Genomic DNA, 12,114 nt, shown 5'->3' on the forward strand with positions numbered 1-12,114 from the left:
ACCTGTCGCCGTACTTCGTGACCGATCCGGAGCGGATGGAAGCGAAGCTCGACGACGTGTTCATCCTGATTCACGAGAAGAAGATTTCGTCGATGAAGGACCTGCTGCCGATCCTCGAGACGATTGCCAAGACCGGCAAGCCGTTCCTGATCATCGCGGAGGATATCGAAGGCGAGGCGCTGGCGACTCTAGTCGTGAACAAGATTCGCGGCACACTGTCGTGCGTCGCGGTCAAGGCCCCGGGCTTTGGCGATCGGCGCAAGGCGATGCTCGAAGATATCGCGATCCTGACCGGCGGCCGCGCGATTTCCGAGGAACTCGGACTCAAGCTCGAAAATATCACGCTGACGGACCTCGGCCGCGCCAAGCGCCTGGTCGTGGACAAGGATAACTGCACGATTATCGATGGCGCAGGCAAGAAGGCCGATATCGAGGGCCGTATCAAGCAGATTCGCGCGCAGATCGAAGAGACCACCTCTGACTACGATCGCGAGAAGCTGCAGGAGCGGCTGGCCAAGCTGGTTGGCGGCGTCGCGGTGATTCGCGTCGGCGCGGCGACTGAAGTCGAGATGAAAGAGAAGAAGGCGCGCGTCGAGGACGCTCTCCATGCAACCCGCGCCGCAGTCGAAGAGGGCGTCGTCCCTGGCGGCGGCGTCGCGCTGATTCGCGCGTCGGCCGTGCTCGACAACATGCGCGCCAGCGAAGTCGAGAAGGTCGGCATCCAGATCATCAAGAAGGCGATCGAGGGGCCGGCGTGGTGGATCGCATCCAACGCGGGATGGGAAGGCTCGGTCGTCGTTGACAAGATCAAGAACAACAAGGGGCCGTTCGGATTCAACGCGGCCAGCGAGGAGTTCGAGGATCTGATGAAGGCTGGAATCATCGACCCGACCAAGGTTGTGCGCAGCGCATTACAGAATGCGGCGTCGGTTGCGAGTCTGCTGCTCACGACTGAATGCATGGTGGCCGAGAAGCCCGACGAAAAGGGCGGGGCCGGCGGCGGCGGAATGCCGGGCGGAATGCCTCCTGGCGGCATGATGTAGTAGTGAACTGAATCGCATCGCTGGGTCAGCACCTAGCGGAACTGACTGAAATCAGCGGCGGAGCCATCGAGGCTCCGCCGTTGTTCGTTTGGCAGCGCGCAGAACGCTTGAGGAATGTCACCGCGATGCTACAAATCACTTGCGTGCAACGCTGATCGTGAATAGCGATCAAACTGAGGCGGATCCGACTGCATCAAATTGGTCAACTAAGTGGCCACGAATCGCACTTGGCTAGTTTGCTGGCAAACCCGGGGGGCGCCTCGCCAGCGCGCACTTCTTGGCCCCGCCCTTGCTAAATAACCAACCGGATTGCAGCTGTGTGACGCCTTGGGGACTGGGCTGGCGCAGTGCTCGTCCATGGAGGTGCCGCTGATGGCAGTACGAGTGCTCATTGCGGACAGCTCGGGGATCACACGGGATATTCTGCGCAATCATCTCGAATGCGGCGGATGTCAGGTGGTGGCGGAAACCGAGACGGTCGCGCAGACAATCGATCTCTTTCGCACTACGCGTCCCCATGTCGTCACGCTCGACATCGGGTTGCGTAGCGCGAACGGGCTCGACGCGCTCTCGCTGTTCAGGATGATTCGCCGCGAGTCCCCGGAAACGTCGATCGTTATCGTCAGCCCGTCGCAGGCGCCTGACGATCAGCGAATCTATCTGAAGGAGGGCGCGCTCGAGTGCATCGTCGAGCCGTTCGACAGTTACGGGCTGGAGCGGATGTGGCGGCGGCTGTCGGCTATTTACCCCGAGCTCAGGCGGAGAGACGAAGCGGCTTCCGGGCGCTGAAATAGCTAACCGGCCATTAGTCTAACGCCCCAGGGCAACCATCAGGCGTTCGACTAAGAGGGGCTGGCCGGGTACGCAATTCACCCAAAGCACCCATCCCGAATTCTCGCTCGAATAGAGCGGCGCAGGGGTGCCGCAATAAAATGCGCGCGTCGAGCCCTGTGAGACGTCGCTCAGCACGTGCACGTGGCCGAGCGCGACGTAGTCGTAGCGCGAGCGTTCGATGTCAGCCGGCGTGATCGGCGACGAACGCTCGATCTCGCCTTCCTCCATGAAAAATCCGTGCGCCAGCGCGATGTTCCAGAGACCTTCCTTGGGCTCGGGCACGCCGCTCATCGGCCGGTAGTCGGGAGTATGCTCGACCAGCGCGCGGCCCCATACGCGAGTCGCCAGATCGGGAAAATCGATCGTCTTGCCCTCGGGCTCGAGAATCAGGTGCAGGTTTTCCGGGAGCGCGCCCGGTGCGAGACCCGCATAAATCGATCGTTCGTCGTGCGCGTCATGATTGCCGGGAATCATAACGACCGGCATCTGCGCCCGCGCGATCGTGCCCATCGCGAATGCCAGGCCTTCCTCGGTGACGCGCGCTGAATCAAACAGATCGCCGACTATCAGCAGCATGTCGGCGTGGCGGTCGTTGGCGATGTCGATCACGCGGCCGAATGCGGTGCGCACTTTGTCGCGCAACTGGATGCCGCGCTCGCCGGACCCGAACGTGTCGGTCTCGAGATGAACGTCGGAGGTATGAAGTATCTTCAGTGGGCGATGCGGCGGCTTAGCTGGCAAAATTACGTCCTTCAATTGCGACATCATTCGTCGAGATATTTCCAACTGTCTGCGCCGTCGAGATGGCGCACACGCGCGCGTGCCACTACTTCGGGCTCCATGAGACGCGCATTCACACCCATACGATCGCGCTGGTCGCTCGGCGACCAGTGGGTCACGCATCCGCAGATCTTGCAGCGGTGGAACTCAATCTTCTTCGCCCCTCGCATGAAAGTGTCGGTCAGTCCGCCCGGAACAATCACATCCTTGAGCGAGTAGTACGCCCAGAGCACGCCGTAGCGTCGGCAGATAGAGCAGTTGCAATCCAGCAATTCGTCCGGAGCGCGAGTAATCACGAGTCGGACTGCTCCGCAGACACACGATGACTCGATCATGGGCCTACTCCTCACTCAAATGGCGCTCAGTTCCGGTCGATGACAACATGCTGTAGAGTCAGATTTACTAGAGTTCGAGCACGCATTCCATCGCAAAGCATTATCCCAGAGGGTTTATCACTTGATCGTCGTAATGAAAGCGCACGCCACCGAGGAAGAAATCCAGGCTGTTGCCAGGATGGTCGAGGAACTCGATTACAACGCGCACATTATTCGCGGCATCGAGCGCACCGTGGTCGCATGCGTCGGCGATGAGCGCGGCGAGAAGCATCAACTGACGCATCTGGAGTCGGTCGCGGGAGTGGAGCGCGTGATGCCGGTGGTGCGGTCGTTCAAGTTGTCGTCACGCGAGGTGCGGCCTGAGGGATCGATCGTCAAAGTCGGCAACATGGAAATCGGCGGCAAGCGAATCGCGGTGATTGCGGGACCCTGCGCGATCGAAAGCGAGCAGCAGGTCGAAGCTGCCGCCGACGCCGTCAAGGCGGCGGGCGCTCATGCGCTGCGCGGGGGGGCGTTCAAGCCGCGCACGTCGCCCTACTCGTTCCAGGGGCTGGAGAACGAAGGTCTCGTATTGCTCGAGCACGCCGGGCGCCGCGTGGGGTTGCCGGTGGTGACGGAAATCATGGACCCGCACGATATCGACGCGGTCGCCGAGCATTCCGACATGCTGCAGGTCGGCGCGCGCAACGCGCAGAATTTTTCGCTGCTGCGGCGGCTCGGCAGAATCAAGAAGCCCGTGCTGCTCAAGCGCGGCATGTCGATGAAGCTCGAAGAGTTCATGATGGCGGCGGAATATATTCTGTCGGAGGGCAATCCCAACGTCGTGTTGTGCGAGCGCGGGATTCGCACCTTCGAAACGGCGACGCGCAACACGCTCGACCTGAACGCCGTGCCGCTGCTCAAGGAATGGACGCATCTGCCGGTGCTGGTCGATCCGAGCCACGGCACCGGCATCTACAAGATGGTGGCGCCGATGGCTCTGGCAGCGATCGCGGCGGGCGCCGACGGCCTGCTGATCGAGGTGCATCCGAAGCCTGAGAGCGCGCTGTCCGACGGCCCGCAGCAATTAAAGCCGTCGCGCTTCGCCGCCCTGATGAAATCGCTCAAGCCACTGGCGGAAGCGGTCGGAAGAACGCTGTAGGTTGATGACTTTTTTCTGGTTCCCCTTCCCGCTCGGGAAGGGGCGGTGCGATTTATCCGGTTTAAGAACAAGCGGGGAACAAGATAGGCCGGGTTGCGTTCGAAATGCGCCGGCGACATCTCAGAGATCGATCCTCGCCCGAGGTGCCGAGCAAATGTTTTCCTAACTCAAAATCGCGAGAGGAGTAATTGTCATGGCAGGCAAATCAGTTAAACCAATCCCCGATGGGTACCATACCGTCACTCCATTCCTGAATGTGAAGGGCGTCGCGAAGCTGATCGATTTCCTGAAGTCGGCGTTCGGCGCTGAGGAAGTCATGCGGATGCCCGGCCCCGACGGGACGGTGATGCACGCCGAAGTGAGCATCGGAAATTCGCGATTGATGCTCGGCGAGCCGATGCAGACCGGGGCCTCGACCAGTGCTTTTTACCTGTACGTCAGCAACGTGGATGCGATGTACAAACGCGCAATTGGCGCGGGCGCCAAGTCAGTCAGCCAGCCGACCGATCAGTTCTGGGGCGACCGTATGGCAACCGTGTCGGATTCGTTTGGAAATACGTGGTCGATCGCCACGCACAAGGAGGATCCGACTCCCGAGGAGATGGCGAAGCGGATGGCATCGATGAACCAATAGGCTGAGCTGAGCTCAACGAGAGAGGGATCCCGCCGTGGGGTCCCTCTTTTTACGTTGTAAATTTTACAAGTACGTACGAAATAAATTTTTTGGTGCCGCTTGGACCGGCCTTTTCATCACGTGCAAATTGCACTATCGTCCAGACACAACCAACATCACATAACCGACACACGTCGATGCACGAACCCCTCCCTACCAGAGCGACGAACGCAAGGTTTGCCAAACAAAAACCAGCCCGAGCGATCAAGGCGGGCGAGCGTCTGGAAAAGGCGCCGACCGGCATCACTGGTCTCGACGAGGTAACGCTTGGCGGACTCCCGCGCGGACGCGCGACGCTCATTTGTGGCAGTGCAGGCTGCGGCAAGACCATGCTCGGCGTCGAGTTCCTGGTCAACGGGGTCCGCGACTACGGGGAACCGGGCGTTTTCGTAGCTTTCGAGGAAACCAGGGACGAGCTGGTCGTTAACGCCGCGTCGCTCGATTTCGATCTCGGCAAACTCGTGCGCGAGGGCAAGCTGGCGATCGATCACGTACACATCGACCCCAGCGAAATTGCTGAAACCGGCGAGTACGACCTCGAGGGACTTTTTATACGGCTCAAGTATGCGATCGAGTCGGTCGGCGCGAAGCGGGTAGTGCTGGATACAATCGAGACGCTCTTTTCAGGATTTTCGAACACCGCCCTGTTGCGCGCCGAAATCCGGCGGCTGTTTCAATTTCTGAAATCCTTCGGCGTCACCGCGATTGTCACCGGCGAGCGTGGCGAAAATTCACTCACGCGGTTCGGTCTTGAAGAATACGTCGCGGATTGCGTGATCCTGCTCGACCATCGCGTCCTTGATCAAATCACCACGCGCCGCATGCGGATCGTGAAATATCGCGGCAGCAGTCACGGCACCAACGAGTATCCGTTCATCATCGACGAGCAGGGATTTTCGATGCTGCCAGTGACCTCGATGGCGTTGCGGCACAAGGTTTCCAGCGAGGTTGTTTCCACCGGCGTGCCGGACCTCGACGCGATGCTCGGCGTTGGCGGCTACTATCGAGGCAGCACGGTCCTGATGTCGGGTACGGCGGGGATGGGGAAAACCAGCTTCGCTGCGGCACTTGCGCATTCGGCATGCGAGCACGGTGAGCGCGTCCTGTATTTTGCTTTCGAAGAATCGGAGCAACAGATCGTCCGCAACATGCGATCCGTCGGCATCGACCTGGAGCCTCATCTCGACAGCGGAAAGCTGCGGATTATCGCGCGGCGTCCATTTCTCTACGGGTTGGAGATGCATCTCGTTTCGATGCACAAAGAAATCAATCGATTTCGGCCGGGCGTGGTGGCGGTGGATCCGATCTCGAACTTGATTTCGGCGGGAAGTCCGCGGGAAGTGACCGCGATGCTTACGCTGCTCATCGACTTCCTGAAGACCGAGGGCATCACCGGGTTTTTTACCGTGCTCAGCGAAAACGGCGGACGGCTGGAAACGTCCGACATCGGAATTTCTTCGCTCATCGACACCTGGATGCTGGTGCGCGATATCGAGACTTCCGGCGAGCGCAATCGTGGACTCTACGTCCTGAAAGCGCGCGGCATGAATCACTCGAATCAGATTCGGGAGTTCTTGCTGAGCAACAAAGGAATCAAGCTGGTCGAAGTCTATCTCGGGCCATCCGGAATGCTCACCGGATCGGCGCGGGTGGCGCTGGAGGAGCAGGAACGCGACGCGTCGCTTCGGCAGACCGACGACAACGAGCTCAAACTTGCGCAGCTCGAACACCGGCGCAAGGCGATGGAGGCGCATATCGAAGCGCTGCGCGCCGAATTCGAGGCCGATTCGGCAGGTGTGAAGAAATCGGTTTCGCTGGAAAACAAGCGCGAAAAGAAGCTGATCGACAATCAATCAGCGATGGCGAAGAGCCGCCGGGTAAACGGTCACTTGTCTCAAACGCCAAACCGGAAATAATTGAAAGTAGAGTCATAAGGTGGGAAAGAAGTCCGCGCCGAAGAAGCTCACTAAATCGCGGCCTCAGAAGGCGAAAGTTTTGAAACAAGAAAAGCCGCGGACTGATGAGTCCTGGAGGATGCGCCTGTACGTTGCCGGGCAATCGACGCGATCGATTGCTGCAATTGCGAACCTGCGGCGCATCTGCGATACCCATATGGCCGGCCGCTGCACGATCGAGGTGATAGATCTGATGCGCAATCCGGAACTCGCCAAAGCCGACCAGATTATTGCGATCCCGACGCTGGTCAGGAAACTCCCTGTCCCGGTCAAGCGCATCATTGGCGATCTTTCAGCAACCGACAAGGTCCTTCTCAGTTTGGAACTGAGTGTCGTCTGAGGCGTCAAGGTGGCAAAGATTCATCAATTCAAACCTGGCGTCCGTGCAAAGGCGTCCAAACTGAAATCCAAATCCAAGGCCAACCCTGACCGCTATACGCTGCGCCTGTTTACCTGTGGCACCACACCGCGATCGACCCGGGCGGTACGAAATCTGCGCGAGATTTGTGAAACCGATCTGAAGGGTAATTACGATCTGGAAGTGATCGATATCTACCAGGAGCCGGGGCGCGCGACCGAGTCGGATATCATTGCGGCGCCGACACTGGTCAAGGAAGAACCGCCGCCCGTAAAGCGGATGGTCGGCGACCTGTCTGATCGCCCCAAAGTGCTCTATTACCTGGCAATCGCAGGTGGATCGAAGTGAAAACGAATTTGAAACCCTCAGTACGGCTGGAACTTGAAGAGCTTCGACAGCGTCTTCAGGAAGCTGAAGAAACTCTCGATGCGATTCGCAACGGTGAAGTCGATGCGCTGGTCGTCGCCGGACCGGCGGGCGAAAAAGTCTTCACCCTGGAAGGGGCAGAGCATCCCTACCGCGTATTAGTGGAAAGCATGAACGAAGGAGCGATCTCGCTTTCCAGAGAAGGCATCATCCTGTACTGCAATTCCTCATTTGCGCGGATGCTCGGCATTCCACTCGATCAGGCAATGAGCCGCGATGTGAGCGAATTCGTCCCCGCAGAAGATCGCGACATGCTCAGAAAGTTGATCAAGCAGGGAATTCGCGAATCCGTGCGCGGCGAGATGACCCTTTTGTCGAGTTCGGGCGTCTTTCTTCCAACTCAATTTTCGCTCAATCCTGTGGACCTTGAGGGCAGACCATCGATCGGGGTCATCGTGACCGACCTGAGCGAGCGCAAACGCAACGCACAGGCCGAGGCCGCAGTCCGAATGCGCGACGAGTTCCTGGCGATTGCCTCGCACGAACTGCGCACGCCGCTCAGCACACTGGTTCTTCGGCTGGGACTGCTCGACCGCCATGCCGCAGCCGGCGATCTGGACCAGGTAAAATCGAGCGTAAGCCGAGCCAAGGACCAGACAGAGAGGATGCGCCGTTTGGTCGATCGCCTGCTGGACGTTTCGCAACTGGCCAGCGGAAGACTCCAGTTGGAGATGGCGACCGGCGACCTGGGCGAAGTGGTCAGGGAAGTCGTGGAGCGGTTCTCCGAGGATGCATCGCACGCCAAGTGCGAGCTTCGTTTGAATGCGGGAAGGGGCGTCGCCGCGCGCGTGGACAAGTTCCGGCTCGACGAAGCAATCGGCAACGTCATCTCCAATGCGATCAAGTACGGCGCCGGGAAGCCGATCGGGATCGAGCTCAAGGCGAGAGACGGCAAAGCGATGCTGGTGGTGGAAGACCGCGGCATCGGCATCCCGACAGAGGACTTGTCGCGAATATTCGGACGCTTCGAGCGAACTACGATCAGCAACAATTACGGCGGCCTCGGACTCGGACTCTACATCGCCCACCAAGTCGTCGAACAACATGACGGAACGATAAGAGCTGAGAGCCGGGCCGGCGGTGGGGCGCGCATCGTTATCGAGCTGCCCCTCATCGCTAACGCAGACGGAAAAGGAAAAGACTAGGGACCATCCGCATCGAGCACTGCTCTTTCTGCCCATCGCTCACTGTCTCACGTGCTACTGTGGTTACGGGTCGCAAAAATCCCTCACGGCGTACAGGTCTGCGGGAGACTCCCGACGACGCCGCGCCAAGGATTCTGGTGGTCGAGGACGATATCGACCTCGGCGCGACCGTTTGCGAAATCCTGAAGATGTCCGGTTATCGCGCCTCGCATGCGACAGACGGCCTCGTGGCGCTCCAGATGCTTCGCGAAGGTGGTTTGCACGACCTGATACTGCTGGATCTGATGATGCCGCGGATGGACGGATGGGCATTTCGGCAGGCGCAGCTCGGCGACAAAAAACTCAAAGATATTCCGGTGGTCGTGCTTTCGGCGGTGGGTGAAATCGCGAAGCCAATCGCGGCCGATGAACTTTTACACAAGCCAATCACGGCCGAAACGCTGCTTGGCACTATTCAAAAGTTCGTCCGGCGACGTTCCGCTTGATCGAGCTCACAGCATTTTGTGCCAGAACTCCATTGGGATGCGCGCAGCGCCGACGACGACGCGATCGAAACCGACTTTGCGGTAGAGGCCGCGCGCGACGTGATTGTCCTCGCGCACTTCGAGCGTGATACGGCAGCAATTCAGTTCGCGCGCTTTGGCTTCGATTCGTTCGAGCAGCATCGCGCCGATTCCAGTTCCGCGCACTGAGGAATCGACGAAGATATCGTGGATGTTGATCAGCGGACGCGCGTTGAAAGTCGAAAATCCAAGGAAGCAAATCGAAAAACCGACCGGCGTGCTGTCGCGATATGCGAGGAATACGTAACACGCGGGATGCGCGCGCAGGCCCGGCACCAGGTCGCGCTTGATTCGCTCCGGCGGTCGCTCGCCGCCCTCCATCGGATCGCGCATGTATGCGTCGAGCATCGTGACCAGCGCGTCCTGATGCTCTGCGCGCGACAGGTCTGCATCGACGATGGTAACGCGCTTCACCCGTCCAGCGGTCATGAGATTTTCTTGTCGTCCTTGTAGGTTTCTTCCCAGTTCTTGAAACCCTGCGGGTCCCATCGTTTCCAGACACCGTCGCGCTTGCCGTCCTTGTAGATTCCGATCGCGGAAATTTTGCCGTTGGTATACCAGCCGGTGTGCTCGCCGTCCTGTACGCCGTCCTTGTAGTGATCGATCGACGCCTTCTGGCCGTTGTCGTACCACTGCGTCCATTCGCCGCTCTGCTTGCCGTCGTGATACTCGCCCTGGATCATTTTCGAACCGTCATCGCGATAGACTGTGAACGGTCCCTCTTTGACGTCCTGGCCGTTGACGGTTTTGACGCACTCGATCTCCGAGCCATTGGGCGGGCCTTCGCCAACCTGCCTCGTGCCGGGCGGGCAGGTCGGCGCCGCTTTGCAGCCGGCGAGCGCGGCGGCGAGCATCAGCACTGCAATCGGTTTCATTGTTATGACCTCTCCTTGTCCGAGGAGAGGTCGGCGTAAGCCGCGCGCAGCGCGGTGTCGCCGGAAGAGGTGCAACGCACGACGACGCACGCGCGCGCTGGGTGCCGCCGTCGAACACCGCACATCTCCCTAACCCTCTCCCTGGACAAGGAGAGGGGACTGTGGGGACACGGAAAGCGCACTGTATGCGACGTCCGCTTAGTTCGATCCCGTCGAGCCCAGCAGGTTGCCGCCCAGCGTTGCGTTGCCGACCGCGACGTCGCCGATCACGTTGATCAGCGCCGGCTTGCCCGACTTGAACGCGCGCTCGAGCGCCGGAATGATCTGCTCGTTGGTCTCGACCTGCTCGCCATGACATCCCATCTCGGCGAAGATTTTGTCGTAGCGGATGTTCGGCAGCATGTTGAACGGATCGGTGCGGCCCTTCAGCCCCGGCATCTGATCGAAGTTCGGGCCCCACGAGCTGTTGTTCCACAGCACCGTTATGACCGGCAGCTTGTAGCGCGCCGCGGTCTCCATGTCCCAGCCGCCGATTCCGAGGCCGCCGTCGCCGCTGATAACGACGACCTGCTGACCCGGCCGGGCGAGCTGCGCGCCGATGCCCATCCCGACCCCATGACCGACCGGAGCGAGCGGGCCCGCGTCCACGACCTGGCCCATGAAGCGGCAGGTGAACGCGCGGCTCATCCATCCCGACAGCGTGAAGCTGTCGATGACAGTGGTCGCGTTTTTGTCGAGCACGGTGATCAGGTCCTCGCACAGGCGCGCCGGATGAATCGGCTGGTTCTTCGAGACCTTGGCGTTCTGCTCCTTGATCTGATTGTCGAAGCGCTGGCGCGTCTCCCAGACCTGCTTGACCCACGGCGACGTTTTGTTCTTCGAGAAGTCGAGCTTGAGTTCCTTGATCCGCTTGATCATCTGTTGCAGCACGATCTTCGGATCGCCGACCATCGGCAGGTCCGCGTTGACCTGCCATCCGATGCGCGTCGGAGTTGGGTCGATCTGGATGTACTTGGCCTTGTCGGTCCAGGTCGGCGGCTGACCGAAATGCTCGCCGCTCCAGAAGCGGAAGCCGATTGCGACTACCACGTCTGCGCCGCCGGTAAACGGCTTCTTGAACGCGCCGCGAATTGCCAGCGGATGCTCTTCTGACACGACGCCCTGCCCGGCGCGACGCGCATAAATCGGGATGTTCGTCAGCTCGACGAACTCGCGCATCTCGGCACCCGCCTGCGACCAGAACACGCCGTCGCCGCATGCTATTAGCGGACGCTCGGCCGCCACCAGCATCTCGAGCGCGCGACCGATCTTGGCAGGGTCGCCCGCAGAGCGGACGTCGTCCATCGTAAACTCGCGCGCGCCTTTGCGCTGCCCCGAGTCTTCTTCGTGGTGATACAAAATGTTCTGCGGAATCTCGAACAGCGCGACGCCCTGCGGCGGCGAGATCGCCTCGCGAAACGCGGAGCGCAGATCGAACTGAATCGTGGACCAGTCGGTCACCCGCTTGGTGAACTTCGAGAAACTGTCGACGACTTCGGAGCCGTAGGCCTCCTGGAATGAGCCGAGATGATCTTCAGTGTTGGGATGCTGCCCCGAGATGCAGACTACGGCGCTATTAGTCAGTCCCGCGACGCACAGTCCGGTCACCGCGTTGGTCAGGCCGCATCCCGCGGTGACCATGCAGACGCCGACTTCGCCCGAGGTGCGCGCGTAGGCGTCGGCCGCATAGGCGGTCGCCTGTTCGTGGCGCATGTGGATGAGCTTGATGTCGTGATTGCGCAACTGGCCGAGGATCGGAAACAGATGGCCGCCGTTGATCGCGAAACAATATTTCACACGATTTTCGCGCATCACGCGCGCGATTAATTCTCCGCCGTCAGCTTTCGCCATTACAAAAACTCCTTTGAGGAAATCTTCCCGCTTGGTTTCGAATCCTTGCACATTTACTGCGTCGCCGAAAAGCGCGCGCGTATATGAGATTCGTTT

The 12,114-nt window shown here is 59.9% G+C and carries 14 protein-coding genes; 9 read left to right on the plus strand and 5 right to left on the minus strand.

Annotated elements, in window-relative coordinates; genetic code table 11:
• The coding region (groEL, locus tag VIW95_RS01575) for a chaperonin GroEL (RefSeq protein WP_331583327.1) at positions 1-1,043 on the plus strand (1,043 nt) is incomplete at its 5' end.
• Between the two features lie 372 nt (positions 1,044-1,415).
• Positions 1,416-1,832 carry a response regulator gene (locus tag VIW95_RS01580; protein WP_331583329.1) on the plus strand — a complete coding sequence of 139 codons (417 nt, stop codon included), beginning with the start codon at positions 1,416-1,418 and terminating at the stop codon, positions 1,830-1,832.
• 21 nt (positions 1,833-1,853) lie between these two features.
• Here the strand turns inward: VIW95_RS01580 and VIW95_RS01585 are convergent, their stop codons facing one another.
• On the minus strand, positions 1,854-2,618 hold the full coding sequence (locus VIW95_RS01585; RefSeq protein WP_331583331.1) for a DNA repair exonuclease: 765 nt from the start codon (positions 2,616-2,618) through the stop codon (positions 1,854-1,856).
• A 23-nt stretch (positions 2,619-2,641) separates the two neighbouring features.
• Entirely contained in the window at positions 2,642-2,953 is a 312-nt protein-coding gene (locus tag VIW95_RS01590) for a hypothetical protein (protein ID WP_331583333.1), read from the minus strand.
• Between the two features lie 160 nt (positions 2,954-3,113).
• Between VIW95_RS01590 and aroF the strand changes: the two genes are divergently transcribed.
• The 7 genes from aroF to VIW95_RS01625 all read left to right on the plus strand — a co-directional run bounded on the left by aroF (position 3,114) and on the right by VIW95_RS01625 (position 9,175).
• Positions 3,114-4,133, plus strand: a complete 1,020-nt coding sequence (gene aroF, locus VIW95_RS01595) for a 3-deoxy-7-phosphoheptulonate synthase (protein WP_331583335.1) — start codon at positions 3,114-3,116, stop codon at positions 4,131-4,133.
• 193 nt (positions 4,134-4,326) lie between these two features.
• Positions 4,327-4,767 carry a VOC family protein gene (locus VIW95_RS01600; protein WP_331583337.1) on the plus strand — a complete coding sequence of 147 codons (441 nt, stop codon included), beginning with the start codon at positions 4,327-4,329 and terminating at the stop codon, positions 4,765-4,767.
• 176 nt (positions 4,768-4,943) lie between these two features.
• Positions 4,944-6,722, plus strand: a complete 1,779-nt coding sequence (gene kaiC / locus VIW95_RS01605) for a circadian clock protein KaiC (protein ID WP_331583339.1) — start codon at positions 4,944-4,946, stop codon at positions 6,720-6,722.
• Positions 6,723-6,840: 118 nt separating this feature from the next.
• The gene (locus VIW95_RS01610) at positions 6,841-7,101 is read left to right on the plus strand and encodes a circadian clock KaiB family protein (protein WP_349259273.1); all 261 of its coding nucleotides are present in this window, start codon (positions 6,841-6,843) and stop codon (positions 7,099-7,101) included.
• A 9-nt stretch (positions 7,102-7,110) separates the two neighbouring features.
• Positions 7,111-7,467, plus strand: a complete 357-nt coding sequence (locus VIW95_RS01615; RefSeq protein WP_331583343.1) for a circadian clock KaiB family protein — start codon at positions 7,111-7,113, stop codon at positions 7,465-7,467.
• Entirely contained in the window at positions 7,464-8,690 is a 1,227-nt protein-coding gene (locus tag VIW95_RS01620; protein ID WP_331583345.1) for an ATP-binding protein, read from the plus strand. Before VIW95_RS01615 ends, VIW95_RS01620 begins: the two co-directional genes overlap by 4 nt.
• A gap of 137 nt (positions 8,691-8,827) precedes the next feature.
• Positions 8,828-9,175, plus strand: coding sequence for a response regulator (locus tag VIW95_RS01625; RefSeq protein WP_331583347.1), 348 nt, complete (start codon positions 8,828-8,830; stop codon positions 9,173-9,175).
• Between the two features lie 6 nt (positions 9,176-9,181).
• On the opposite strand, the gene VIW95_RS01630 is transcribed toward VIW95_RS01625, so the two are convergent.
• From VIW95_RS01630 to VIW95_RS01640, 3 genes are all read right to left on the minus strand, one after another.
• The gene (locus tag VIW95_RS01630; RefSeq protein WP_331583349.1) at positions 9,182-9,682 is read right to left on the minus strand and encodes a GNAT family N-acetyltransferase; all 501 of its coding nucleotides are present in this window, start codon (positions 9,680-9,682) and stop codon (positions 9,182-9,184) included.
• Positions 9,679-10,128: a hypothetical protein gene (locus VIW95_RS01635; RefSeq protein ID WP_331583351.1), complete on the minus strand. Its 450-nt coding sequence runs from the start codon at positions 10,126-10,128 to the stop codon at positions 9,679-9,681. Before VIW95_RS01635 ends, VIW95_RS01630 begins: the two co-directional genes overlap by 4 nt.
• Before the next feature lie 198 nt (positions 10,129-10,326).
• The coding region (locus tag VIW95_RS01640; RefSeq protein WP_331583354.1) for a thiamine pyrophosphate-binding protein at positions 10,327-12,114 on the minus strand (1,788 nt) is incomplete at its 5' end.

The organism is Binatus sp. (SeqCode), from assembly GCF_036522015.1.
In the GTDB taxonomy this organism is placed as follows: Bacteria; Desulfobacterota; Binatia; order Binatales; family Binataceae; genus Binatus.

Excerpts from the sequence above, each read along its gene's own strand:
- VIW95_RS01580 (WP_331583329.1), top strand. The coding sequence starts at position 1,416 with ATGGCAGTACGAGTGCTCATTGCGGACAGCTCGGGGATCACACGGGAT.
- VIW95_RS01600 (WP_331583337.1), top strand. The coding sequence starts at position 4,327 with ATGGCAGGCAAATCAGTTAAACCAATCCCCGATGGGTACCATACCGTC.
- kaiC (WP_331583339.1), top strand. The coding sequence starts at position 4,944 with ATGCACGAACCCCTCCCTACCAGAGCGACGAACGCAAGGTTTGCCAAA.
- VIW95_RS01610 (WP_349259273.1), top strand. The coding sequence starts at position 6,841 with ATGCGCCTGTACGTTGCCGGGCAATCGACGCGATCGATTGCTGCAATT.
- VIW95_RS01630 (WP_331583349.1), bottom strand. The coding sequence starts at position 9,682 with ATGACCGCTGGACGGGTGAAGCGCGTTACCATCGTCGATGCAGACCTG.
- VIW95_RS01635 (WP_331583351.1), bottom strand. The coding sequence starts at position 10,128 with ATGAAACCGATTGCAGTGCTGATGCTCGCCGCCGCGCTCGCCGGCTGC.